Origin of the sequence: Campylobacter concisus UNSWCS, assembly GCF_000466685.1 — a bacterium.
GTDB lineage: Bacteria > Campylobacterota > Campylobacteria > Campylobacterales > Campylobacteraceae > Campylobacter_A > Campylobacter_A concisus_A.
This window is the reverse complement of the sequence record NZ_ANNG01000010.1, coordinates 1-25,352: the sequence shown is the minus strand read 5'-3', so window position 1 is coordinate 25,352 and position 25,352 is coordinate 1. Positions and strand designations below refer to the sequence as shown.

The following is a 25,352-nucleotide window of genomic DNA, read 5'->3' as shown; positions in this document are numbered from 1 at the left end:
TTCCTTTCATTTTGACTTATTCGTCGTCTAAATTTATCTCAGGCACTTTCTCTTCAAAAAGTGTCTTGCTCTTTGGCTCTTTTGGCTTTAGATCGCTTGCTTTTTTAAGCAGACCGCCCAGCATATCGCGGTTTAGCTCCTCTTTGCTAATGGGCCTTACATCATCAAATTCACTAAATTCCAAAGCCTCTTTATCTACCTTTATCTCATAGTCTAGCTGCCCGCTAAGCCTTGCTAGCTCGTCGCTTATCGCAGAGCAAAAAACCTCACTATATCCCCTGTGAGTGCAGTTTTTGGCTAGAAATTCGCTCATTACGCTTAGGTGATTTATGTAGTCATCTTGCAAGATATTTGCCTGCAAAAGCTCAAATTTCAAAAATAGCCAGTAGGTGTTAAGCACGTCGCTTTCGCAGTATTCGTTTATCTTATCAAGCTCGCCTGCGTAGTAAAGCTCAAGCACCTGATCGCCGTGCACATCGTATTTGCCAGGTAAATTTAAGCTAGCGCAAAGCGTATCGAGCTTTAGTCCCCTAACGCTTCCAAAATCGCTTATAAAATCAAGCAGATCAAGGTGAAATTTAGGCGAATACCTTGCCCTATAATTTTCCCATTTGTTTTTGTTTAGCTCTTTGTTCTCGCTCTCGTAATATGCCGCCGCGTTTAGGTTGTAGCGCATCGCACGCACCATTAGCATAGGCAGGTCAAAGCCGCGACCATTAAAGCTAACAAGCCTTGGATTATAATCATTTATAAATTTTAAAAATTTAGCGATGATCTCGCGCTCGTCCTTGCCCTCCATCGTGCTAACTTTTAAAAATTTGCCGTACTCATCGGCCATCACCGCAGAGATCGCGACCACTCTATGAAACATCACAGGCAAAAAGTCGCTACCACTGGCCTCTTTTTGCAAGGCCATCGCCTGCATGCTCACATCTTCGTCGCTTCCGTCAATGCCGTAAATTTTTCTTATCAAATTTGCATCAGGTATCGTCTCGCAGTCAAAGACGCAGATGTAACTTTTCGCCATTTTAGCCCTTTTTTAAGCATTTTTTTTTAAAATCATACCAAAAATTTATATTTAAAGTAGCCAATGCAAGATAAAAATCAACTAAAAATAGCCATCGTAAAGCTTTCGGCACTTGGGGACATCGTCCATGCAGCCATCGTGCTTCAGTTTATCAAAAAGCACTGCCCAAATGCTCACATCACATGGCTCGTTGACGCCCGTTTTGCAAGCCTTTTAAAAGATCATCCCCTAATCGACGAGCTAGTCGTTTTGCCGCTTAAAGAGAGCTTTAAAAAGAGCTACAAGATCATAAAAACGCTTGGCAAATTTGATAAGATCATCGACTTGCAAGGACTTTTTAAATCAGCTGTCGTCGCAAAACTACTTGGCAAAGAAATTTACGGCTTTAGCAGAGAAAGCGTCAAAGAAAAGATTGCAGCCAGGCTTTATAGGCATAAATTTAAGATCGACTACAACGAAAATATCATAGTTAGAAACCTAAGCCTTGTTGGATACGCTCTAAATTTTGGCTTTGATAGAGGTGAAATTTTAGAAAAATCGCCCTGCTTTGAAATTTGTAAAAAATTTAAAAATGAAAGCGGAAAAAAACGCGTTTTAATCGCTGCCTTTGCAAGCGAAGAGAGTAAAATTTATGACAAATTTAAAGATGTGATCAGACTTCTTGATGATTGTGAAATTTACCTTTGCTACGGGAGTGAGAGCGAAAAAACAAGGGCTGAGGCGATCATTTCAGGCACATCTGCAAAACTGCTTGAAAAACTAAGCATAAAAGATATGATAGATTACATAGCAAGCTGTGATCTGGTAATCGGTAACGATAGCGGTCTAACGCACCTTGCATGGGCTGTAAATAGGCCTTCTATCACGCTTTTTGGCAACCGACCAAGCCACCGCAATGCTTTTGTGACGGAGATAAACCTTGTTGTTGATATGGGCAAGGAGATAGATGCTAGAAGTATCGATAAAAACGACTTTTGCATAAGAGAAATTTACCCTGAAACGGTTGCAAATTTCGCAAAAAGGCTGCTAAATGGATAGGCTCTATCTAGCTGGCTTTTATACCTTGAAATTTCTTATATTTATAATGCCTTGCTCGCTTCAAAACATGCTTACTAAATTTTTAGCATTTGCGTTTATGAAGCTTAAAAAAAAGAGATTTCATATCGTGATGACAAATTTAGATCTTGCTTTTGGCGAGACAAAAACTAAAGAAGAGAAGCTAGAAATCGCCAAAAAATGCTACTACAACTTTGCAAAATACCTCGGTATAAATTTCATCCTGAACCAAAACACAACAAAGCAAAAGATACTAGAGCAAGTTGTTTTTAAAAATGAGCACTTTTTACTTGACGCGATAAAGTCTGGCAGGCCTATCATTGTCACAACTGCACATTTTGGGCAGTGGGAGATATTTGGCCTAGCTGTCGCGGCTCGCTTTGGGGCCTCTTCGGCGCTTGGCAGAAGGCTTGATAGCAGCGTCATGGATAAAATTTTAAGAGCCAACAGATCGCAGTTTGATGTGGAGCTAATCGACAAAGATGGCGGTGCAAAAGATATCTTAAAAGCGCTGAAAGCTAGGCGAATAGTAGGAATTTTAGTTGATCAAAACACCGCACCAAAAGATGGCATAAAGGTGCAGTTTTTTGGTAAAGATGTGCTTCACACGCCAGCAGCAAGCGTGCTAGCGCAAAAGACAAATGCTTTAATCATAAACGCATTTATCTACCAAAAAGGTGAAAATTTAAATGAAATTTGCTTTGAGCAGCCTATCGATATAAACACGTTTGACAAAGAAGATGCCGTGCAAAAAGCGACGCAAATGCAGTGCAGCGCATGCGAAGAGATGGTTAGAGCAAAGCCAGAAGAGTACTTTTGGTTTCACCAAAGGTTTAAGAGATTTTACGAAAAAGAGTACAAATGCTAAGCGTTGTCATTTTGACTTTTAACAGCGAAAAGTACCTAAAAGAGGTGTTAGAGAGTGCTAAATTTGCTGATGAGATCATCGTGGTTGATAGTGGCTCAAAAGATAACACAAGGCAAATTTGTGATGGCTTTAGCAACGTGAAATTTCACGAGCAAGCTTGGCTTGGATTTGGCGCGCAAAAGCAAAAGGGCGTGGATCTAGCCAAAAACGAGTGGGTCTTTGTACTTGATAGCGACGAAGTGATAACAGACGAGCTTAAAAATGAGATCATTAGCACGCTAAAAGAGCCTAAATTTATGGCTTACAACGTTGCTAGGCTAAATTTTTTCTTTGGCAAAGCGATAAAAAACATGGGGCTATATCCAGACTACACAGTGAGGCTTTTTAACAAAAATTTTGCCAAATTTGATGGCAGAGCTGTGCATGAAAAGGTCGTTTTAAATGACGGCTCACAAAGACTTGGCGCGCTTAAAAATCACTTCTTGCACTACGCGTATGAAAATATCGAGCAGTTTATCGCCAAGCAAAATCGCTACTCAAGCATGGGTGCAAAAAGAAATTTACTAAAGGCACTTACAAGTCCTGCTTGGACATTTTTTAAGCTTTTTGTGCTAAAAGGTGGCTTTAAAGAGGGCTTTGCAGGCTATGTTATCGCTAGACTTTACGCCCAGTACACATTTTGGAAATATATAAAATGAAAATACTTGTGATTAAATTTAGAAATATCGGCGACGTGCTTTTAACAACACCGCTCATTGAAAATTTGCACCACTACTATCCAGACGCTACCATCGACTTTGCCCTAAATAAAGGGACAGAAGCGATGATAGAAGGCAACCCTTACATAAATAAAATCCACATTTACGATAGGCAAAGTGCAAATTCTGGCTTTTTTAAAAAGCTAATGACCGAGCTAAAATTTATAAGAGCGATCAAAAAAGAGAAATACGATATGGCGGTGCAAACGACCACTGGAGACCGCGGCGTCATCATCTCAAAATACGCCAAGATAAAAAAAATAGTTGGCTTTTTAGGCAAGCACAAGGCGATAAACAAGTTTTTAAGCGTAAAGGCAAAATACTACGAAAATTTCTCTCACACGGTTGATCTAAATTTAAACGCACTAAGAGCGTTAGGATTTGAGCCGATGAGCAAAAAGGTGAGCATTTTTTCAGATGAGAGCGTGGAGCATCTAAATTTACCAAAACGCTTTGTGCATGTGCATCTAACAAGCCGCTGGATGTTTAAATGCGCAAACGACGAGAGCATGGCGGAGCTCATCGACTACTGCGAAAAAGAGCTAAATGCAAAAGTCGTGCTAACAAGCGATAACAAAGAAAATGAACTTGAAAAACTTGCAAATGTGCTAAAAATTTGCAAAAGTGAGCCTATAAATTTAGGCGGCAAACTAAGCCTAAAACAAACGATAGCCCTCTCAAAGCGCTCAAGTCTCTTTATCGGCGTCGATACTGCTATCATGCATATAGCTGCTGCTAACGACGTGCCAGTGATCGCCTTTTTTGGCCCTAGTGGAGCTTTTGAGTGGGGACCATGGGATAATGGCTTGATGCAAAATGGCTACACAGCGCAAAATGGCATCCAAGGCATGGGCAAGCATATCGTATATCAAAAGGACTGGGACTTTGTGCCTTGTGACAAAGAGGGCATTACAAAATACAACGTGGAAAAAACGCTGATGGATTTTAGCGACGAAATGCCAAAAATAAAAGCGAAAATCAAGCAAAATTTAGGACTATAGCGATGAATATACTTCACACAGAGACGCTTTTTAAATGGGGTGGACAACAAAATAAGATCATGAATGAGATGCGTCATATGCGTGAGCTAGGACACGGCACAACGCTATTTTGCAACCCAAATTCTGAAATTTCAAAACGCGCTCAAGAAGAAAATTTTAAAGTTATCGAATGTGAGATGAATAAGAAAAATTTTCATAAAACAGTGCCTATATTTTGCAAAATTTTGTGGCAAGAAAATATAGACGTGGTCATATCAAATGGCTCCACAGACAGCTGGGTAGCTGCTATATCAAAAATTTTTACCAGAAAAAAAGGTGTTAAATTTATACGCGAAAGGCATAATGAGTTCCCAATAAAAGGCTCTTTGAGTAAATTTTTACACACCACACTTTTTGATAAGATCATAAGCGTAAGCCCAAATGTAACGGAAATTTTGCAAAAAATAGGAGTAAAAAATGAAAAGATATTTTTTATCCCGACTTTTGTGGACCACGAAGCTATAAATGCGGTGCAATCAACATTTAAAGAAGAATTTAACATCCCAAAACAAGCGATAACAGTAGGTATGTTTTCCTCGCTAAGTCGCCAAAAAGGTGTTTTTGAATTTGCAAATGCACTAAAAATTCTCATGCAAAAAAACAGCGATATATACGGCATTTTCGGTGGAAATATCAACAAAAACACAAAAGATCAAATTTTAAGCATCTTTGATGATGATATGCGAGAAAAATTAGTCTTTACTGACTTTAGAAGTGATATAGCAAACGTGGTAAAAGGTATAGATTATTACGCGTTTCCTTCTCACACAGAGGGCCTTCCTACCGCTTTACTAGAAGCTATGGCTCTATCTCGCCCAATAGTCGCTTTTGATATTGCACCTATGAATAACTTGCTTGCAAATAACAGGGGTCAATGTGCTAAATTTTTAGACGCGCAAGATATGGCGAAGAAAATAAATGCGTACATACAAGATGACGATCTAGCCAAACAATGCGCAGAAAACGCCAGCATCTTTGTCAAAGAGAATTACGACACACAAATTCTAAAAAGATATATCAAGAGATTATTGGAGAGTCTATGAATAGTCCAGTCTGCATACTAACAGTTCACCACTGCAACAATAACAAAAACGACTTTGCTATAAGCCCAGAGCTTTTAAAAAAAGCGCTTCGCATGGCACTTGATGAGGAGTATAAATTTATAAATTATGCCCAGTTTAAAGATATCGTAGCTGGTAGGTTAAAAGCCTCCAAAAAGAGCATTTTGCTAACTTTTGATGATGGATATTTTGATAATTACAAATTTGCATATCCCATCTTAAAAGAGCTAAATATCCCAGCTGTTTGTTTTTTGATAACAGACAAGATTAAGGATTTTAAAAGGCAGGATTACGATTTTGCATTTAAAATGCACAAAGATATCGACTACGACAAAGACGCGGAGTATTTTTTAAATTTAGATGAAATCAGGCAGATGCAAGAGAGTGGGCTTTTTGAATTTGACAGCCACACAGCGAGCCACTTTTCTTGCAAAAGTGACGATGAGACAAGGCTAAGAGAGGAATTTTCTAGCTCACTTGCTAAGATAAAAGAGCTTTTCCCAGAAAAAAAAGAATTTGGCTTTTGCTTTCCAAAAGGGCATTTTAACGAGCTTTCGCAAAGGATAGTTAAAGAGTATTACGGCTTTGCTTTTAGCGTGATAGATGGCGGATTTTGCGCAGGAGATGATAAATTTAAAATAAGACGTATAGATATCTCTAGCAGCTCAAAAAACGATGATGACTACGTTTTTAGGGTTAAAAAGAAGCTTTTTATCTATTCAACGCCAATAATAGGAAATTTATATTCAAATTTTAGGAATAGAGGCTATAAATAATGCTAGAAGCGTTAAATTCAGCTTGCAAAGAGATATTAAAAGTAAAAAAACGGGTGCTTATCGCTCTTACTGGGCTTCATGGTAGCGGCAAAAGCACACTTGGTAAAGAGCTAAGACGCAAAGGCTTTGGCGACTTTAAACCATATCAGATCGCCGTCATAGACGATGGTGTGATGAGTGTAAATCTCTTTTTTATCCGCCCAAGGGTAAAAATCAAGTGTAATCAAAGAGACGAGCTAAGGCCATTTTTTAAATTTATCATGCCATTTGTAAAGGTTGTGATCTACGCAAGCGCCAACCCTCTTACACGCATCAGCAAATGCGATATACTCTGTATTTTGAGCATGGACGAAGAAGAGAGAATCGCTGGAATTTACAAAAGAAACTCCAGCAAAGATCCAGACAACACTCAAAAACATATAGATAAAAAAGAGCTTGATCTAACAGGCCTTGAGTATAAAATTAAATTAGAATTTAAATCACCAATAAAAAGAAATACTTAAACACAAGCCATTCTCTAAATCTTATGAAAAACATCTAGCAAAAAACGAGAAAATTTTTACTAAATAGTTTGGCTCACTAGGACCTTATCGCCGCATATATCGATCCCAAAAAGTCATTTTGGTAGATAAACATAGTCTTTTTAAGCCATTTTTCATCACGTTTTGTCACTATTCGTTTTATCTCCTCTAAATTACCATCGGCCTTGTTTATGCCGCGTTTCGTTGTGAAAAATGCCTTGTAACCATGCTTTTTAGCAGCACTTAGATACTCGTCACTATATTTGCCTCTTGGCCAGCAAAGCGCCTCATCTTCAAAGCCAAAATTTTTCTTCATAAACTCACGGCAAAGACCAAATTCCTCATCCAAGCTAAGCTGCCCAAAATATCCATCAAAATGCCCGTGCGTATGCGAATGAAAATAAAAGCAGTCCTTCATCTTCTCGATCTGCTCTAAATTTAAGATCACATCTTGCGGCCTACTTGGAGCAAGCCTCTTGCACTCGTTGTGATCAACGTTTAAAAAGCTAGCAGACCTCATCTCATGAGCTTTTTGCGCTGCCTCTATCCAGCCAGTTATTATAAATATATTTGCTTTTAGTCCAAATTCTTTCACGATAGGATAGGCATAGATATAGTTATCCATCCAGCCATCGTCAAATGTTATGCAAACACTCTTTTTAGGCACATCAAGCTCGCCTTTTTTATATGCGATAAATTCATTTATGCTTAACGTTTTATAGCCATTTTCGGCTAAGAATTTCATGTGCGATCTAAACTCATCCACGCTACTAGCGATAAATCCACTCTTTTCAAGTACGTGGTGATACATCAAAACTGGTACGCTCATTTTACAAGCTCCATATATAAATTTTGTGTATTTTCTATCATTTTTTCGATGCTAAATGCCTCTTTGACGTACTCTCTGCCAAATTCACCCATCTGCTTTCTTAAATTTTCATCTAAAATGAGCCTTTCAAGCGCCTTTTTTAGCTCCTCTTTGTTGCCATTTTCAAATAAAAATCCGCTTTTGCCATTACTCACTGCCTCGCCAAGGCCGCCCACATCGCTTCCGATGGTAGCTAGCTTGCACGAAGATGCCTCAAGTAGCGCCCCACCGATAGCCTCCATGTCTGAAGGCAACACGCAGATATCAAGCGAGCCTAAAAAGTCGCTCACGTCGGTTCTGTTGCCAAGCATGAAGATATTTTTCTTATCTTTTATATACTCGTGTAAATTTTTATTTTGAGGACCGTCGCCCACGATAAAAAGGGCTGATTTTTCTAAATTTAGCTCGCTAAATGCATCGATTAAGAGCTTATGATTTTTAGCAGCTCTTAGCACTGCAACGATGCAAACGCCAACCACATCGTCACTTAAGCCAAATTCTTTTTTCATATTTATTTTAAATTCTGGCATATATTTTTGCGTGTCGATGCCAGTGTAGATTTTTAGCACCTTCTCTTTTTTCACACCTCTTTTGATAAGATCAGCGCAAACCGAGTTGCAAACGCCAACCACTTTGGTGCTTAGGTTATATGGCAAGGGCGATGTAATAGGTAGCTGCAAATGCCTAGTGCGAACCACGCTAACTCCACAAATTTTGCCCACGATAGCGCCTATGGTGCCGTCTTTGCCTGAGTGAGTTGAGATGATTTTTATATTATTTTGCTTTACAAATTTGCAAATTTTTAAAATTTCAAAGATATTAAAAGACTTTTTGAGATTAAACTCTACAAATTCACATTCTATCTGCTTTTCAAGACTTTTTGAGCCAGGGTTTAGACCATAAAAAACTTTAAATTTGCTCTTGTCTAATCCATTTATAACACGCTGTGTGCGGTGCTCTTGCCCACCAAATCCTAAAGAGCTTTCAAGCTCAAGTATGTTTATCATTTTTTACTCTTTAAATTCTTTCATTTTTTTATTTGATAAAAAGCCATTTATTGTATTAAATATTTTTAAAATTTTTGATACATTTTCGTATGATTTTACATTTTTTAGCATTTTTATCAAAATTCTATGTTTTAGTCTAAGCTTTAAAAAACCAGCCGAGTTTATAATGCTATCAATATCTTTATAGAAAAGATCAAGCGCCTTTACATAGCTACTATTTTTTAAATTTGGCCTTGATAAAATAGCTGGCATATAGACACTTTTGATCTTTCTAAACTCTAGATCTGGCACCATCTCAAGAGCTAAATTTTTATTTTTTAAAATTGAGATTATGTCCTCATAGACAAATTTATGATCCACCACAGCTTTTAGCTTTTCAAAGCCACTAGTGTTATTTTCTCCGATATTGTAGTTATAAAACGCTCTATTTAGCTTCACAAGAGTCTTTGAAGCGATAACATTTCTTACTAAGGCATGAAAATCTTCAGCCTGTGTAATCCCAACTGGAAACAAATTTTCTTTTAAAATTTCTGTTTTAATAGCTTTATTCCATGTATTATGCAAGACTTTATTATGTCTTGAAGCAAGCAATCTCCTTAAATACTCATCTTTATCTATAGTGCATTCATCTTTTGTCTCAAAGTCTTTTAAATATACTTTTTTATTACCATAAATTTTAAATGCATCTGTTATTACTATATCTGCCTCAAACCTCTCTGCAACATCATATACGCTTGAAGCGTAATCCTTTTCTACGTAATCATCAGCATCAATACAAATAGTGTATTTTCCCTTAGCTAGCAATATACCGTCATTTCTAGCAGCACTTACGCCTGCATTGATCTTTGTTTTTAATATTATTTTATCTTCATACTCTTTTAAAATTTGTGGTGTATTATCACTACTTCCATCGTCTATAACTATTATCTCAATGTCAGTAAAATCTTGGGATATTAGCGAATTTAAACAATTTCTAACATGCTCCTCTTTGTTAAAAACAGGCACTATAAAGCTTATTTTCACGCCAGACACAATACTTCCTTTTAACTTTTTGTTTAATTGTATATTATTTTTAGTTCATCAATGATAAAATGCAAACTTAAATTTTAAAGGATATGCATGAAAAATGAGATTGCGTCAAAACTCTACAACTTTTTTTTGCTTGTGATGCTGTTTACACTACCAGTTACCGAAGGATTAAAACAAATTTCATTAACGCTTTTTGTCTTGGTTGGAATTTATATCTGTGTTAAAGAAAAAAGGCAATTTAAATTTGATGTTATAAATGTCTCCTTCTTTATCTTTGTTTTGGCCACTTTTATAAGCTGCCTTGTAAATGGGGTTTCGCCTTCAAGAGTGCTTGATCCATTAAGATGCATGTTGTTTTTCTTTGTAGCTAGAACTGTTGGAACAGAAAAAATAAATTTTAAATTTATGTTTTATGCACTATTTGCTGGTTTTATTGTCGCTTTTATACCAGCTTGCATAGAAAAATTTAGTGATCCAGATCCAGAGGCTTTTTTAATATTAAAATCAATTGGACATGTAAATCATAGTGCTATTTACATATTTTTAATTTTTCTAACAGCACTATTATTTATATCAAATAAAAATAAAAATAGATCAATACATATTTCCATATCTATAATTTGTATTTTAGCTCTTGCTATCGCTGGTTCAAGATCGACTGCTTATATGATTCCATTGGTTAGTGTTTTAATTTTTTCATATTTGATATATAAAAAAGAGGTTAGTTTTAAGCTCTCACTAACACTATCCATTTTATTTTGCGTAGTATTTTTTACATACTTATATATAACCGTAGCCTTTACTGCAGATGAAAGAATATATGATCAAATGTCAAAAGGGGTGCAAGGCGGTGAATTTAGATTTCTCATATTTGAAAGTGCATTTAAAACATGGCAAGACAATATCTTTTTTGGCATAGGTAGTGGAAATTTTAAGAGTATAGATTTGACGCACTTTTTTCCACAAAGTGCAAAAGCACATGTATCTCATGCACACAACACCTTTTTAACATTCTTAACCGAAAAAGGCATCATCGCCCTGCTTGCATATTTAGTATTTCAACTATCACTTTTTGTAAAATTCATTAAAAATTTCAGGCAAAACAGCATAGTTTTTCTAGCGCTTTTGATGCTTGTTTTTCAAAACGTAATTTCACTTGTAAACACGACATTTCACCATGAAAACGCACTTTTGATGCTCTTATTTTGGGCACTGGCTTTAGGAGTTATCGATGAAAAAAATAGTATTTTTAAGAACTAATCCAAACGCAGTTGGAGGTGCTGAAAGATACTTAAGAAGGCTTGTTAAGGCCCTAAATGAGCTTGGTATCCAAACAGAAATTCGCTCATATCTTGGAGATGTTAGCATCTCTTCTTGGAAAAAAGCTCTAAATTTTAACCGCCAAGTAAAACGCCAAAAGAAAGAGGACGAGTTTTACTTTAGCCTAGAGCGAGTAAGCTGCGCCGATATCTACAGGGCAGGAGACGGCGTGCACAAGGTTTATAGGGCGACAAAGAGCTTTTGGTGGCTAAACCCCCTAAATTTCGTCTATCCATACTTAGAGAAAAAGTGCTTCAAAAACTCCCAAAAGATCATCACAAACTCAAATTTCATCAAAGAGCAGATCATCGCGACTTACGGCATAGAGCCTGAAAAGATCACGACCATTTATAACGGCGTAAATTTACCCCAAAGGGTGCAAAAAGCCGAGGCAAAGCTCGCACTTTGTGAGGAATTTGGACTTAAATTTGAGCTTGCGACCCTGCTTTTTGTGGGAAATGGCTTTAAAAGAAAGGGGCTAAAAGAGTTTTTACTCCTTACTTCAAAGCTAAAAACACCCGTAAATACGCTCATTGTAGGCAAAGACAAAAACATCTCAAGCTACAAACGCCTAGCTAAAAAACTTGGGCTAAACGCATACTTTGTCGGCGAGCAAAAGAGCACGGCTAAATTTTATGAGGCGAGTGATATTTTTATCTTTCCAACGCACTATGAACCATTTTCAAATGTCGTACTAGAGGCACTTAGCTTTAAAAACGTGGTCTTTACGACGGCTCAAAATGGCGCTAGCGAGATATTAGAAGATAAATTTATACTTCAAAGCCCAAGTGACGAGAGCGCGATAGAGTTTATAGATGAAATTCTCACAAACCATAAGCTTTTAGCGAGCCTGCAAGAGAAGGCCTATCAGCTTTCTTTAAATTTTAGCATCGAAAAAAATGCTGCTCTTACGCTTGATGTTGTAAAAGATGCCTTAAAATGAGAGTTTTTATCGAGCTTCCAACCTGGCTTGGTGATAGCGTGATGGCGAGCGCTGCGATCGAAAATTTAGTGCAAAATGAAAAGAATTTAAAAATCGTTTTTTTTGGCTCATTTGTAGCTTGCGAGCTTTACAAAAGCCATCCAAACTGCGAAAAAGTGGTCGTTGATGAGAGCAAAAAGGCTAAATTTAGATTTTTATCTCTTGCTAAAAGTGCAAAAAACCTTGGTAAATTTGATCTAGCGCTTAGCTTTAGAAGCTCATTTGCTAGTAAATTTTTGCTATTTTTTATAAACGCTAAGAAAAAAGCCATCTTCAAAAAGAGCAAAACCGTCCTTCATCAGGTGCTAAAATATGCAAATTTTGTAAAAAATGCCCTTGGCTTGGGCAAAATTTCTACTCAGCTAAAGCTACATTTTACACCTCAAATTTCAGCTAAAAAAACACTAGCTCTAAATCCAGGTGCGAGCTACGGAAGTGCGAAAAGATGGTACCCAGAGTATTTTGCACAGGTGGCTTTAAATTTTAAAGATGAGTTTGAGATAGTTATCTTTGGTGGCAAAGGTGAGCAAGAAATTTGCGAAAAAATAGAGCAAATTTTAAAAGAAAATGGCGCAACTTGCCAAAATTTAGCTGGCAAAACCAGCGTCAAAGAGCTTTGTGAGCGCATAGCTGGGCTTAGTAAAAATGGTATTTTCGTCACAAACGATAGCGGTCCTATGCACGTAGCTGCCGCCTTTCTTGTGCCAACGATCGCTCTTTTTGGACCGACAAAATTTAGCGAAACCTCGCCATGGGGTAATGAATTTGCAAAGCTAGTGCATCTAAATTTAGCTTGTATGCCCTGTATGAAGCGAGTTTGCCCACTGAAAACGCATACTTGCATGAAAGAACTCAAGCCACAAATGGTAATAGATGAGATAAATTTACTAAGAAAAGAGCTAGATTATTAAGCTAAGCGCCTAATAACCAAGCCAAAAAGTTTATAATTTCGCGGAGACGCCTGTTAGCCTATTTAGCTCATCAAATGTAAAACTTACTTTGTCTTGAAAATTAGCTACGATCTCATCTTTGCTTTCGCTAAATTTTATATCGCAACCCAGTAAAAGCCCTTTTATAAAAAGCTTGTGATCAAGCTCATAGGCGCTTATGCACTCATTTACTACGCTTACTAACTCGTTTGCTAAAACGGGCTCTTTAAAGATGGCCTCCGCCCTAAATGCCACGTATGCAGCACCTCCGTCGTAATCAATCTTATAATAGCTTAGCTCCTCGCCAAGTGCCACGCAAGCAACCATGCTGAGCGTATGACCATTTACATTTTCGTCCAGGTCAAACTGCGCCGTGCTAAACGCTTCAAGCCCAAATTTCTCGCCAAACTCACGTGCCCTATTTGCAAGGCTAAGCAAGAGCTCATCAAAGCCATTTACATTTTCATAGCCCCAAAGCCAAGTATTTGATGAAAAGCTCTCAGAGCCGATAAACTGCATATCAAACTCCTGCTTGTCAAAGCAAATTTTGCCGCTTTCAAAGTCAGCCTGCCACTTGCTAGCCTCAACCACTTGCTTAAAAAGCCGTTTTTGAAGCAGCATCGCTCTGCCAACGCAAGCGCTAAAAAGCTCACTCCAGCTAGACTTATCAAGACCAAGCTCGTCTAAAAAATGGCTCTTTTTTCTAAAAATATCAAACATTTCTTGTCCTTAAATTTACGCTGATGCAGCGAGCTTTTCTATCTCTTCGCCCACATCATCGCTTACGATAAAGTCAGTCTTATAGATGAAAATTTCGCCAGTTGCTTCATTTTTTATCTTCAAAATTAGCCGTTTTTGATTATTTGGAGCATTTTTGCTAAAAACTAGCGAGTAAATTTGCTCCAGCTTTTGCCTGCTAAGCTCACTAAGGCTTAAAAGCACCTCCAGCTCGGCATACTCTCTTACCTTTTGAGGGGCGCTCACCTCTTCATTTTTGCTAAATTTAGAGTTTTGCCTTAGTTTTCTCGTCTTAAAGTCTAAATTTTGCGCATCTTCTAGGCTATAAACCTCGTTTAAATTTGTCCTTACAAACTGATCGTCGCGCGAGATATTTATCCTAAATGCGTAAGGCAAATCGCGTTTAGTCTCGTCTTTTACGATATCTTCGATGTTGCCAAGCTCCCTTTCAAAGACGGCGATCTCGATGTTGCCGTGAAAGTCCAGCACATTTATCGTGCCCATTTTCTTGCCGCTTTTAGTTATCCTAGTAGCAAAGTCCTCGATCTTGCCGACCACTAAGATTTCAGCACTCTGTGGCAAGCTCTCAAACTCCGAGCTTAGCGTGTATTTGATCTTATTTATCTCGTCTTTATAGTCATCAAGCGGATGTCCTGAGAGGTAGATACCAACGCTCTCTTGCTCAAATTTTAAGATCTGTTTAATGTCAAATTCATCATCTATAGTGACAAAATTTATCTTCACATCATTCATGCTATCATCTTCGCCAAAGAGACTCTCAGCCGCATTTTTACGTATCTGGGCTGCATTTTTGCAAGCTTCTACGATATTTTCTACATTTTGTAAAAGCATCTTGCGACTAAAGCCAAACTCATCGAAGCAGCCAGCTTTTATGAGGCTTTCAAAGACCTTTTTATTGACCTTAAATGGATCGATCCTTGAGACAAAGTCGTCCATGCTCTTAAACTCGCCCTTTGCGTCACGCTCAGCGATGATGTTCTCAATAGCCGCTCCACCAACACCCTTAATCGCTCCAAGTCCAAATATAATGCCATCGTGACCCTCATTTTTAACGACGCTAAATTCTTTGGTTGATTTGTTGATAGATGGTGGCAAAGTATCGATATTTATGCGTTTTATCTCATCGATGTAGCGAACGATCTTATCGACGTTGCTCTCCTCGCTTGTTAGAAGTGCCGCCATAAATTCAGCTGGATAGTAAGCCTTCAGATAAGCCGTCTGAAATGTGACATAAGCGTAGGCTGCGGAGTGAGACTTGTTAAAGCCATATCCTGCAAATTTAACGATCAGCTCGAAAAGATCGTCCGCTTTTTGGCCATTTAGCCCTTTGGCTTCAGCACCTTTTACAAACTCGCCCTTTAGCCTGTCCATCTCTTCTTTGATCTTTTTACCCATCGCACGGCGCACAAGGTCCGCACCGCCTAAGCTAAAACCGCCTATGGCTTGCACGATCTGCATAACTTGCTCTTGATAGACGATGACGCCGTATGTTGGCGCAAGGATCGGCTCAAGCTCCTTAAATGCGTATGTTATCTCCGCCTCGCCATGTTTTCTTTTGACGAAGTCATCAAGCATACCACTCTCCATCGGTCCTGGGCGGTAGAGTGCTAGCATCGCGACGATATCCTCAAAGCAGTCTGGGCGCAGGCTAGTTCCTAGTTTTCTCATGCCCTCGCCCTCTATCTGAAAGATGCCGATGGCTTGGCCACTTTGTATCATTTTATAAACGCCAGAGTCGTTTTTATCGACCTGCTCCCAGATGATGTCTCTGCCAGTGCGCTGTTTAACGAGCTTGATCGCGTTGTCGATAACCGTTAGCGTCTTAAGTCCAAGAAAGTCAAATTTTATTAAATCCACGTCTTCAAGATATTTGAGGCTATACTGAGTGACAAAGCGATCTTCTGGGCTGTTTGGCTGGCGAAATAGCGGAGTTTTGTTCCAAAGCTCTTCGTTTGAGATGACGACACCTGCTGCGTGCTGACCGGCGTTTCTGTTTAACCCCTCAAGGTCAAGGGCAAATTTCCAAATTTTAGCCGCCTTTGGGTTTTGACTTATTAGCTCAGCTATCTTTGGCTCTTTTTCGTAGGCGTCTTTTAGCGTGATGTTAAGCTCATCAGGGATAAGCTTTGCCATCGCATCAGCCTCCGCATAAGGCATGTCGCAGACTCTAGCGACATCTCTAATGACACCTTTTGCGAGCAATTTACCAAATGTAATAACGCCAGCAACGTTAAATTTGCCGTATTTTTGCGTGACGTAGTCGATGATCTCGCCGCGTCTGCTCTGGCAAAAATCCACGTCGATATCTGGCATGCTAACGCGCTCCGGGTTTAGAAATCTCTCAAAAAGCAGGTTGTATGGGATAGGATCAAGGTCGGTGATCTTTAGCGAGTAAGCGACCAAGCTACCAGCCGCGGAGCCACGCCCTGGACCAACTGGCACGCCTCTACGCTTGGCCTCGTTGATGAAGTCCCAAACGATCATCATATATCCTGGGAAATTCATCTTATTGATGATGCCGATCTCTATCTCAAGGCGCTTTCTATACTCTTCGTGTAAATTTTCAGGGACAAATTTCAGCCTCTCTTCAAGACCCTTTCTACACTCGTGTTCGAAAAATACAGCGTCATTTTTGAAGCTATATCTGTTTTCTGGCTCTGGGAGGGTTAAATTTCTCTCCTTAGCGCACTCAAGAGTAAATTTAAAATTTGGCGGAGTTGGGTTGCCAAGCTTGATCTCAAGGTTGCACTTATCCACGATCTCTTGGGTATTTTCTATCACTTCAGGAATGTCTAAAAATAGCTCATTCATCTGCTCTTTGCTTTTGACAAAAAACTCATGGACGCTGTGGCGAAGGCGGTTTGGATCGTCTAAGGTTTTGTTCATCGCGATGCACATAAAGACCTCGTGCGCAGCGGCTCTTTCTTTAAAAGTGTAGTGGGTGTCGTTTGTAGCGATGACCTTGATGCCAGTCTCTTTTGCGATACGCAAAATGTCATCGTCTATGCGCCTTTGATCGCCGATGCCGTGGCGCATGATCTCAAGGTAAAAGTCATCTCCAAAAATTTCTTTATACTCAAGCGCGACCTCTTTTGCCCGCTCGTAGCCTTTAGCACCAAATTTAACGTTACGCTCGCTTAAATTTAGATGCCAGCTCACCTCGCCCTGCAAGCAAGCAGAGCTGCAAACTAGGCCCTCGCTATGCTCTTTTAAGATTTTTTTATTGATACGAGGATAGTAGTAAAAGCCCTCGATGTAGCTCATGGAGCTAAGATACATCAAATTTTTATAGCCAGTCTCGTTTTTGGCGATTAGGATGAGGTGAAAGCGCTGTTTGGTGCTCTTGTCATCGAGCTGCTCGCCGTTATGCACGTAAGCTTCGATGCCAATTAGCGGTTTTATCCCATTTTTTTTCATCTTTTTGTAAAAATCAATCGCGCCAAACATGTTGCCGTGATCCGTGATCGCTGCTGCTGTGTCGCCTCTGTCATGGAGCGTATGAGCTAGCTCTTCTATCTTGTTAGCTCCGTCTAGTAGGGAGTATTCGGTGTGTAAATGTAGGTGTGTAAAGCCAGAATTTTCACTCATTTTTTATCCTTTTTAATGAGCGGATTTTACAAAATTTTGGCTAATAAGGCGCTTGATGAAAGCTTAATGGGAGCTTTAAAATTTGCAAAAACAGCTTGATTGTTTTGCAAATTTCTTTTATCCAAAAAGGGGAGACAAGGGGGACTTAAATTACGAAGCCGTCCCCTTATCTCCCTTTAAATCCCACAATCCCCTCGCACGTTCAAGGTGCATGCTTCAGTGCTAAAGCACTGCATGTGATTTATTTTTAAGAAATTTCTAGCAAATTTTAAAATTTCATGAGCGAGTAATTTCGGCTCTAAAATTTGAGCTAAGCTATAGCGAAGCCAAATTTTAGTAGCCAACTCTTGCGAGTGAATGAAAGTTTAAAATTTGCCTAAAGGTTGCAAATTTATCTAGATGCAGACAAGTGGCTTAAATTTAATAAGTTGCTAGAGTTACCGAGCAAATTTCACCTCACCTTATAATGCACGCTACCGCTATATGCGATATCTTCGGCTTTTACGTCATCGCTTGTTAAAATTTCACTTATCTTGCCGTTTGCTTCAAGCCTCTCTCTATTCTCTTGAGCGTCTTCTTGATAGCTATAAACCATCGCAACGCTCACCACGCCGCTAATGCCCTCTATCATCTTAAAAACTCTGATCTCATCTTCGATGCTCTCTGAGCTAACGACCACCACGATCCTATCTTCTGCGTCAGTGATGATCTCGCACTCTTTTAGCTTGCTTATCTCGCCTTTTACGCTCTCATTTTTATTATCTGTATAGACTATCAGGCTTGAAATATTCATCTAACTCTCCAAAATAAAATTTTCTTCTCATAAGCAGAGGTTACGACCTCGTTGTCGCTTATGAAAACTATGCTATTTATCGTGCTTTGACCAGTTTTTAGCATCGCGATCTTATCCAAAGTGACACTATCAACCAAATTTACATCGCTCATCTCATCGCTCATATAGGCTGAGATCTTGCCGTCACTACTAAGCCCCACGCCATAAACCAAAAAGCCAGTGTTTATCTTTTTTAGCGTCCCAGCTGAGAAGATGCCAGCGATCCTGTCGGTGCCTCCGCTGATCACGACGCCATTTTTATAGGCGATGTCGTAGATATTATCAGTGTGGATGTCTAAAATTTTGTCCATCTTTTTAGTGTGAACGTTGTAAAAATAGACCTTGCCACTCTCACAAGCGATCGCTAGCGTGCCTCTATCTTCGCTTATCTCCATGTCTGAGAGCATTGCGATAGAGATCTTAAAACTATCATAAATTTCGCCACTTTTTAGGTTTAAAAAGTAAATTTCATTGCTAATTGACGCAAGTGCTATATGCTCATCATCTAAAAATAGCGCCTTTTTTGTCGCTTGATTAGCCATTTTTATGCTTCTCATCTGCCCATTTTCTCTTATATAAAGCACCTTTGTAGCGTAGTCGCCCTCGCTTAGGATGAGTATCTTGCCATTTAGCTCATCGACATTTAAAATTTTTGGCCTCTCATGGTCGCTTACGTAGGTTTTTATATCATCCATTTTGATGATCTCATCAAATTTAGACTCTTTTGGATCGTAAATTTCAACCGTGCCACCATCAGTTGCGATAAAAAGTTTGCCATTTATCAGCGTGGTATTAAGCACATTTGCACTAGCTTCTATCTCTTTAATAGGCGTTGTGATCTCATTTGCAAAGACAAAATTTACCAAGCAAAAAAGAAAAAATAAAACTCTCATAAAGCCTCCATCTCAAGCGAATTTTTAAAACAAACATCAAAGCACTCACCGCAGCTGACGCAATTTTGATTGATTATAGGGCGAAAAACACCAAGAAACTCAACCGCTTTAAATTTACAAGCGTCAAGGCAGTTGTAGCAAATCGTGTCATTCCACGCTAGGCAGCTAGCGACGTTGATGCTAACCTTTGCGTTTATGCTCTTTGGTGAGTTTAAGCTTAGTGTCACGTGAGCGCTACTTTGACAAGCTTTCGCGCACTCTTCGCAAAAGTCGCAGCCTAGCTTTTTAACTTTAAAAACAACTCTTTCATTTTCAAAGCTAAGAAGCTCTTTTTCACAGGCACTTACGCAGCTAGCATCGCATCCTGCGCAGTCAAATTCTCCGCCAAAAAATGGTGGATTTATAAATTTGGGAGCAGGTTTTGCCCCCAAAATTTTGCTAAAAAGCTCTCGCCTGCTTTGCATTACTTAACGCCGTCATTTAAAACGTCTAGTAAATTTGACTTATGTGAGCCGTTTTTATCTCTAAAGTCAGGCTTAAATTTATTGCCAACAAGCTGAGTTACGCCATTTTGTTGCTCGACGTGGCAAGTTGTGCAGTTATATCTCTCATCATCAAGCTTGCCAGCAAGATCTTTTTTATTTCTGATGTCATAAAGGTGAGAAGCTGGGATAGGAGTAGCTCCGCTATCTTTTGCAAACTCAGGCATGTGGCAGGTTACACACATATTTGAATCTTTTGTGATAGGCACCAAACCCTCAGTGTCGTGTGGGATAAATGGAGGTGCATTTTCAAAAGATCTGTCAAATCTCTTCGCCATACCTGCTGGCTCTTTTGTATAGTTGATGTCTTTTAAAACAACGTCTTTATCATCTAACAAATCAACATTTCTAAGGCCGATTTGCGAATCACTAATGCTTGGATTATTCAATGCACATGCCGCTAAAAAGGCAGCGCATAGTGCTCCAAGCGCCATTATTTTCATTTTCATTTTTCTCTCCTTAAATTTCTAATACTAAAATTTAGCGCCCCGTCGCCGCAAACGTCGATGCATCTACCGCAGCTTATGCACTCGCTTGAGCTAACCGCGCGGCTCTCTTTGCCGATCATATCTAGCACTTGCACCTCTGGGCAGACGAGTTTGCACTTCATACATTTTGTGCAGGCATTTGCGTCGTGTTTTACTCTGATGAGTGCAAATTTTGATATCACCGCGTAAAATGCACCAAGTGGGCAGACGTGTGAGCAAATTCCGCGCTTTAGCACGAACATATCAAATGCAACTATGCCAAGGGCGATGCCAATGGCACTAGCTGAGCCGTATATGATGCCACGCTGGATGATACCAACAAAGCTAATGCTCTCAAACGCTGGCACTGAAAGAGCAAGGCTTAAGATAAGAGCAAGCGCTAGCAAGTAGTAGCGCAAATTTTTACTTACGTTTAAAATTTTCTCACCCTTAAAGCCAAATTTCTCTCTTAGCTTGTAAGCAATGTCGGTTAGTAAATTTACTGGGCAAACCCACGAGCAAAATGCCCTAGGAGCGATGAGCGCGTAAAATGCAAAGACGATGATCGCGCCAATTATCGCATTTATGCCTACGCTAAAGCCTGCTAGTAAAATTTGAAGCACCGCAAATGGATCGCTTAGTGGAATTTGTCCAAAAAGCAAAGATGAGCTTAAATTTCCGCTAAGTATCTTAACTCCATAAACATTCCCTAGGATAAATAGCACTAGGATGGAAATTTGAGTTATTCGTCTTAAGATTAAAAATTTCATAGCTCACCACCATTTAGATACTCAGTCGCCTTTTTGATGTCGAGCTTTATCTTGCTGTCGGCATCATCCACGCGCCTTTCATCTTCTTTTACCCAGCCTTTGACGTAGTTGTCGCCAACTTTGCCAAGCACAACTTCGCGGTTTAGCACGGTAATGGCTGCTTTTTCGGTGATACAGGCTCGCTCGCACACGCCGCATCCTGTGCAGATATCGCTATCAACTACTGGGAGTAAAAACGCATGCTTTTGCGTCCTTTCATTGCGGCGATACTCAAGATATAAGGCCTTATCTATGAGTGGACAGGATCTGTAGCAAGCATCGCACTGTATGCCCCAGTATGCCACGCAGTTTTTCATATCAACCACTGCAACGCCCATTTTGGCTTTATTTATGTCTAGTTTGCCAGCTGTGCTAACTAAATTTGCATCCAGCGCACCAGTCGGACAGGCTGGCACGCAAGGGATATGCTCGCACATATGACAAGGAATTTTTCTAGGCTCAAAATAAGGCGTACCGACACTTATACCATCTTCAAGAGTAGCAAGCTTTAGCGTATCAAATGGACAGGCCTCTACACAAAGCCCACATCTAATACAGCTTTTCAAAAACTGCTTCTCCGCTTTCGCACCAGGCGGTCTAAGAAGTACAAGCGGTGAGGCTTTGGCACTAAGTGACCATATAAAGCCTCCGCCAAGAGCTAAGATCGCTGCCTTAGCTCCAAATTTCAAAGCTTCACGCCTACTTGAAAATTCCATATCAGCCACTTTTATGCCTTGTAAATTTTAACCGCGCACTTTTTATAGTCTGTCTCTTTTGAGATCGGGCAAGTAGCGTCAAGGCAGACTTTGTTTATAAATACGTTTTCGTCAAAGAAAGGCACATAAACAAGACCTACTGGTGGCTTGTTTCTACCTTTTAGATCTACTCTTGCTTTTACCTTGCCACGGCGTGACTCGACCCAAACGATCTCGTTTTGAAGCACGCCAAGCTTTTTAGCGTCATCTTCGTGCATGTAGCAAAGCGCCTCTGGGACGGCTCTATAAAGCTCAGGAACACGCATAGTCATCGTACCTGTATGCCAGTGCTCTAGAACACGGCCAGTACATAGCCAGAATGGATAATCCTTGCTTGGCATCTCGCATGGATCCATGTAAGGGCGGAAGAAAATTTTTGCTTTGTTTGCAAGAGGAGTTTTCTCTTGATTTTTCACGCCTTTTAGATCGCCTGTTGGAAGGGCTGCGTTTTTGTTGCCGTAGAATGCAAATTTATCATTTGGAGCGGCTTTTTTAGCGTATGGGTCAAATTTGGTGTTAAATCTCCACTGAGTCTCTTTACCATCGACAACTGGCCATCTAAGACCTCTTACTCTGTGGTAAGTGTCAAAGTCAGCTAGGTCGTGGCCGTGGCCAACGCCAAATTTTCTATACTCTTCCCAAAGATATTTGTGGATGAAAAATCCATATCCTTTAAATTCTTTACCATCAGAGCCGATCACTTTTCTGCTGTCGCCAAAGACTTCTGTGTTGTCATAGTTTTCCATGATCGGATCGTTTGCGCTAAATTTCTTAGCATCTTCATTTGCAAAAAGCACGTCAAATAGCGTATCTTCTTCGCTATATCCCATAGCTTTTGCAGCCTCAAGCACGCTTGGAAGTGTCACTTTGTCATTTAGCTTTTTCTCGCCCCAAACATCTTTTAGCTTAAAGCGCTTACTAAACTCAAGCATCTGCCAAATATCAGGCATCGCTTCGCCAACAGGGAGTACTTGCTGCCTCCAGTGCTGTGTCCTTCTCTCAGCATTGCCGTATGCGCCCCATTTTTCGTAAATCATCGCAGTTGGGAGGATAAGGTCAGCTACTTTTGCAGAAATTCCTGGATAAGGGTCACTTACGACGATGAAGTTGTCCATTTCGCGAGCTGCTTTGATCCAGTGGTTTGCGTTTGCAGTGTTTTGCCATGGGTTATTTACTTGAACCCAGATAAATTTAACCTTGCCATCTTCAAGATCACGCATCATTTTTACGTAGTGTGAGCCTGGTACGGCATTTAGTGTGCCAGCAGGTAGTTTCCAAAGTTTTTCAGTGATCTCTCTATGTTTTGGATTGCCGACAACCATGTCAGCTGGCAAGCGGTGAACGAATGTTCCAACCTCTCTTGCTGTTCCGCACGCACTTGGCTGACCTGTTAGAGAAAAGGCACCTGAGCCTGGAAGTGCTTGCTTGCCAAGTAAGAAATGCACCATATAAGCTTGCTCATTTACCCATGTGCCGCGTTGGTGTTGGTTAAAGCCCATCGTCCAGAAGCTAACGACTTTGCGATTTTTCTCGATGTAAAGATCAGCAAGCGCTTTTAATTTTTTCTTAAATTCATTGATATCTTCGTTTGGATCGCCTTTTGCCACTTTTGCAGTAAAGTCAAGTGTGTAAGGCGCAAGAGCTTTTTTGAACTCTTCAAATGTTATTTGCCAGTGATCGCCAGCTTTTGCAGCATTTTTGTTTTCTAGCGTATCGCCAGCCTTTAGACCAAGATAAGAAAGTGTAACGCCCTCAGCCTCGCTTAACACCTTTGACTTCTCAGTAGCAGCTGTGTCTAGCTCGCTTGGAGCATATTTTTTGTGGTGGATGTCTGGACGAAGACCATATCCGATATCAACTGGGCCAGCTGTGAAGACGCAGTGTTTTTTGACAAATTCTTCATCTATCATCTCTGGGTGATTATAGACTATCTCGCGAGCGATGTAGTTCCAGATAGCAAGGTCAGATGACGGAGCAAAAATGATCTCGATATCGGCTAAATTTGATGTTCTAGTTGAGTAGGTGCTTAAATTTACGACCTTTACTCTATCAGGATCACTAAGCTTTCTATCGCTTACGCGCGCCCAAAGGATCGGGTGCATCTCAGCCATATTTGCGCCCCAAGCTATGATGGTATCTGTTAGCTCGATGTCATCAAAGCAGCCTGATGGCTCATCGATACCAAAAACTTGCATAAAACCAAGAACCGCACTTGCCATACAGTGTCTTGCGTTTGGATCGATGCTGTTGCTTCTAAAGCCACCTTTCATAAGCTTAACAGCTGTGTAGCCCTCTGGGATAGTGTATTGACCAGAGCCAAGCACGCCAACGCCGTGAGGTCCTAGCTCATCATAAGTCTTTCTAAACTGAGCTTCCATCACGTCAAATGCTTGTTTCCAGCTTACTTGCTTGAATTTACCTTTTTTGTCAAATTCGCCCTTTTCATTTACGCGTAAAAGTGGATGAGTGATCCTATCTTCTCCGTACATGATCTTAGCGTTAAAGTAGCCTTTGATACAGTTTAGACCGCGGTTTACTGGTGCTTCTGGATCGCCTTTTACAGCTACTATCTTGCCCTCTTTTGTAGCAACCATGATGCCACATCCAGTTCCACAAAATCTACAGGCAGCCTTATCCCAACGCCAGCCTTTTTCAGCTTCGTTTGCCGCATTTAGCGAGCTTGGCACAGCGATACCGGCACTAGCACAAGCAGCACTAGCTGCAGCACTTTTGATGAAATCTCGTCGATTCATTTTTTCTCCTTAAAAGATTTAACACAAAGTTAAATAAATATTAACTTTGCAAAGCTTAATTTACGCCTGATTTACATCGACTATTTTGTCAAAATCTTAAATTTTAAAATTACAAATTATTTCCAAGATTTTTTATAAAAAAGAGCCTTGCCAAGAGCGCAAAATCATAAAAGTAAAATTAAAAATATAGATGATTATATAGTCTTATTTTTTATTAATCTTAAAAAAATATATTAAAAGTTTTATTAAATACTGTGTAGAAAAGTAACATATATAATAGGCCAAATTTATCTTTTATTTAATTAAAATCTCGAAAATGTAATAAATATGAAGCTAAAAATTTACAACTAAGATGTTTTTAATATTTAGCAATGTTTGTCACAATTATATATGTTTTGTGACAGAAAACTTTATAGCAAATTTTAAAATTTATGAATGAGTAATTTCAGCTCTAAATTTAGTGATATACTCGTTCATAAAATTCTAAAATTTGGTAAATAAATTTAATAAAGTAGCTATATAAAGCATTAAATTTAAAAGACATTTTATTAAATTCCAACCCAGCTTAAACCAGGTTGGAATTTATTGAGTGGTTTTGCTTTAAACAAACAAGAGCTTATTTAAAACTCTAAATAAGAAGTTTTTTAAAATTTATTCTTCCTAACATCTTCAACTATGGCTTTAGCCATCTCATCTACTTCTGATGTTACTT

At 39.5% G+C, this 25,352-nt stretch carries 23 protein-coding genes; 10 read left to right on the top strand and 13 right to left on the bottom strand.

Annotated elements, in window-relative coordinates:
• Positions 1–16: 16 nt before the first annotated feature.
• Entirely contained in the window at positions 17–1,027 is a 1,011-nt protein-coding gene (locus tag UNSWCS_RS03290) for a 3'-5' exonuclease (protein WP_021087346.1), read from the bottom strand.
• Between the two features lie 63 nt (positions 1,028–1,090).
• Here UNSWCS_RS03290 and waaC point away from each other — a divergent pair, with 63 nt between their 5' ends.
• Genes waaC through UNSWCS_RS03255 form a run of 7 tightly spaced genes read left to right on the top strand, consistent with a single transcriptional unit; the run spans position 1,091 to position 7,089 of the window.
• The gene (waaC, locus tag UNSWCS_RS03285; protein ID WP_021087388.1) at positions 1,091–2,065 is read left to right on the top strand and encodes a lipopolysaccharide heptosyltransferase I; all 975 of its coding nucleotides are present in this window, start codon (positions 1,091–1,093) and stop codon (positions 2,063–2,065) included.
• Complete coding sequence (locus UNSWCS_RS03280; protein ID WP_021087410.1) at positions 2,058–2,951, top strand: lipid A biosynthesis lauroyl acyltransferase; 894 nt, start codon at positions 2,058–2,060, stop codon at positions 2,949–2,951. Before waaC ends, UNSWCS_RS03280 begins: the two co-directional genes overlap by 8 nt.
• Entirely contained in the window at positions 2,945–3,649 is a 705-nt protein-coding gene (locus UNSWCS_RS03275) for a glycosyltransferase family 2 protein (RefSeq protein WP_021087322.1), read from the top strand. Before UNSWCS_RS03280 ends, UNSWCS_RS03275 begins: the two co-directional genes overlap by 7 nt.
• Complete coding sequence (rfaQ, locus tag UNSWCS_RS03270) at positions 3,646–4,710, top strand: putative lipopolysaccharide heptosyltransferase III (RefSeq protein ID WP_021087317.1); 1,065 nt, start codon at positions 3,646–3,648, stop codon at positions 4,708–4,710. Before UNSWCS_RS03275 ends, rfaQ begins: the two co-directional genes overlap by 4 nt.
• A 2-nt stretch (positions 4,711–4,712) precedes the next feature.
• On the top strand, positions 4,713–5,792 hold the full coding sequence (locus tag UNSWCS_RS03265; protein ID WP_021087416.1) for a glycosyltransferase family 4 protein: 1,080 nt from the start codon (positions 4,713–4,715) through the stop codon (positions 5,790–5,792).
• Entirely contained in the window at positions 5,789–6,586 is a 798-nt protein-coding gene (locus tag UNSWCS_RS03260) for a polysaccharide deacetylase family protein (protein WP_021087305.1), read from the top strand. The genes UNSWCS_RS03265 and UNSWCS_RS03260 overlap by 4 nt, the downstream gene beginning before the upstream one ends.
• Entirely contained in the window at positions 6,586–7,089 is a 504-nt protein-coding gene (locus UNSWCS_RS03255; RefSeq protein WP_021087299.1) for a hypothetical protein, read from the top strand. The genes UNSWCS_RS03260 and UNSWCS_RS03255 overlap by 1 nt, the downstream gene beginning before the upstream one ends.
• 76 nt (positions 7,090–7,165) lie before the next feature.
• Here UNSWCS_RS03255 and UNSWCS_RS03250 read toward each other — a convergent pair whose 3' ends face one another.
• From UNSWCS_RS03250 to UNSWCS_RS03240, 3 genes are read right to left on the bottom strand one after another with little or no spacing between them, the layout of a single operon-like run.
• Positions 7,166–7,936: a polysaccharide deacetylase family protein gene (locus UNSWCS_RS03250; protein ID WP_021087351.1), complete on the bottom strand. Its 771-nt coding sequence runs from the start codon at positions 7,934–7,936 to the stop codon at positions 7,166–7,168.
• Entirely contained in the window at positions 7,933–8,982 is a 1,050-nt protein-coding gene (locus tag UNSWCS_RS03245; protein WP_021087391.1) for a glycosyltransferase family 4 protein, read from the bottom strand. Before UNSWCS_RS03245 ends, UNSWCS_RS03250 begins: the two co-directional genes overlap by 4 nt.
• Before the next feature lie 3 nt (positions 8,983–8,985).
• The gene (locus UNSWCS_RS03240) at positions 8,986–10,014 is read right to left on the bottom strand and encodes a glycosyltransferase family 2 protein (RefSeq protein WP_021087310.1); all 1,029 of its coding nucleotides are present in this window, start codon (positions 10,012–10,014) and stop codon (positions 8,986–8,988) included.
• Between the two features lie 87 nt (positions 10,015–10,101).
• On the opposite strand from UNSWCS_RS03240, the gene UNSWCS_RS03235 reads away from it, so the two are divergent.
• Genes UNSWCS_RS03235 through waaF form a run of 3 tightly spaced genes read left to right on the top strand, consistent with a single transcriptional unit; the run spans position 10,102 to position 13,224 of the window.
• Positions 10,102–11,271 carry an O-antigen ligase family protein gene (locus UNSWCS_RS03235; RefSeq protein WP_021087355.1) on the top strand — a complete coding sequence of 390 codons (1,170 nt, stop codon included), beginning with the start codon at positions 10,102–10,104 and terminating at the stop codon, positions 11,269–11,271.
• On the top strand, positions 11,243–12,274 hold the full coding sequence (locus tag UNSWCS_RS03230) for a glycosyltransferase family 4 protein (RefSeq protein WP_021087283.1): 1,032 nt from the start codon (positions 11,243–11,245) through the stop codon (positions 12,272–12,274). Before UNSWCS_RS03235 ends, UNSWCS_RS03230 begins: the two co-directional genes overlap by 29 nt.
• Entirely contained in the window at positions 12,271–13,224 is a 954-nt protein-coding gene (waaF, locus tag UNSWCS_RS03225; RefSeq protein ID WP_021087288.1) for a lipopolysaccharide heptosyltransferase II, read from the top strand. The genes UNSWCS_RS03230 and waaF overlap by 4 nt, the downstream gene beginning before the upstream one ends.
• 30 nt (positions 13,225–13,254) lie before the next feature.
• On the opposite strand, the gene UNSWCS_RS03220 is transcribed toward waaF, so the two are convergent.
• From UNSWCS_RS03220 to napA, 9 genes are all read right to left on the bottom strand, one after another.
• Positions 13,255–13,962 carry a DUF6882 domain-containing protein gene (locus tag UNSWCS_RS03220; RefSeq protein ID WP_021087336.1) on the bottom strand — a complete coding sequence of 236 codons (708 nt, stop codon included), beginning with the start codon at positions 13,960–13,962 and terminating at the stop codon, positions 13,255–13,257.
• A gap of 15 nt (positions 13,963–13,977) precedes the next feature.
• On the bottom strand, positions 13,978–17,589 hold the full coding sequence (gene dnaE / locus UNSWCS_RS03215) for a DNA polymerase III subunit alpha (protein ID WP_021087316.1): 3,612 nt from the start codon (positions 17,587–17,589) through the stop codon (positions 13,978–13,980).
• Between the two features lie 451 nt (positions 17,590–18,040).
• Positions 18,041–18,382 carry a chaperone NapD gene (locus UNSWCS_RS03205; protein WP_021087324.1) on the bottom strand — a complete coding sequence of 114 codons (342 nt, stop codon included), beginning with the start codon at positions 18,380–18,382 and terminating at the stop codon, positions 18,041–18,043.
• A complete protein-coding gene (locus UNSWCS_RS03200) occupies positions 18,379–19,314 on the bottom strand; it encodes a WD40 repeat domain-containing protein (protein WP_021087385.1) in 936 nt (311 codons plus the stop codon). Before UNSWCS_RS03200 ends, UNSWCS_RS03205 begins: the two co-directional genes overlap by 4 nt.
• Positions 19,311–19,778, bottom strand: coding sequence for a Ferredoxin-type protein NapF (periplasmic nitrate reductase) (locus UNSWCS_RS03195; protein ID WP_021087293.1), 468 nt, complete (start codon positions 19,776–19,778; stop codon positions 19,311–19,313). Before UNSWCS_RS03195 ends, UNSWCS_RS03200 begins: the two co-directional genes overlap by 4 nt.
• A complete protein-coding gene (locus UNSWCS_RS03190; RefSeq protein ID WP_012001478.1) occupies positions 19,778–20,305 on the bottom strand; it encodes a nitrate reductase cytochrome c-type subunit in 528 nt (175 codons plus the stop codon). The genes UNSWCS_RS03195 and UNSWCS_RS03190 overlap by 1 nt, the downstream gene beginning before the upstream one ends.
• Positions 20,302–21,093, bottom strand: coding sequence for a quinol dehydrogenase ferredoxin subunit NapH (gene napH / locus UNSWCS_RS03185; RefSeq protein WP_021087356.1), 792 nt, complete (start codon positions 21,091–21,093; stop codon positions 20,302–20,304). Before napH ends, UNSWCS_RS03190 begins: the two co-directional genes overlap by 4 nt.
• Positions 21,090–21,848 (bottom strand): ferredoxin-type protein NapG, encoded by a 759-nt coding sequence (napG, locus tag UNSWCS_RS03180; protein WP_035143437.1) that lies wholly within the window; start codon positions 21,846–21,848, stop codon positions 21,090–21,092. Before napG ends, napH begins: the two co-directional genes overlap by 4 nt.
• 11 nt (positions 21,849–21,859) lie before the next feature.
• Entirely contained in the window at positions 21,860–24,640 is a 2,781-nt protein-coding gene (napA, locus tag UNSWCS_RS03175; RefSeq protein ID WP_021087397.1) for a nitrate reductase catalytic subunit NapA, read from the bottom strand.
• Positions 24,641–25,352: the final 712 nt, after the last annotated feature.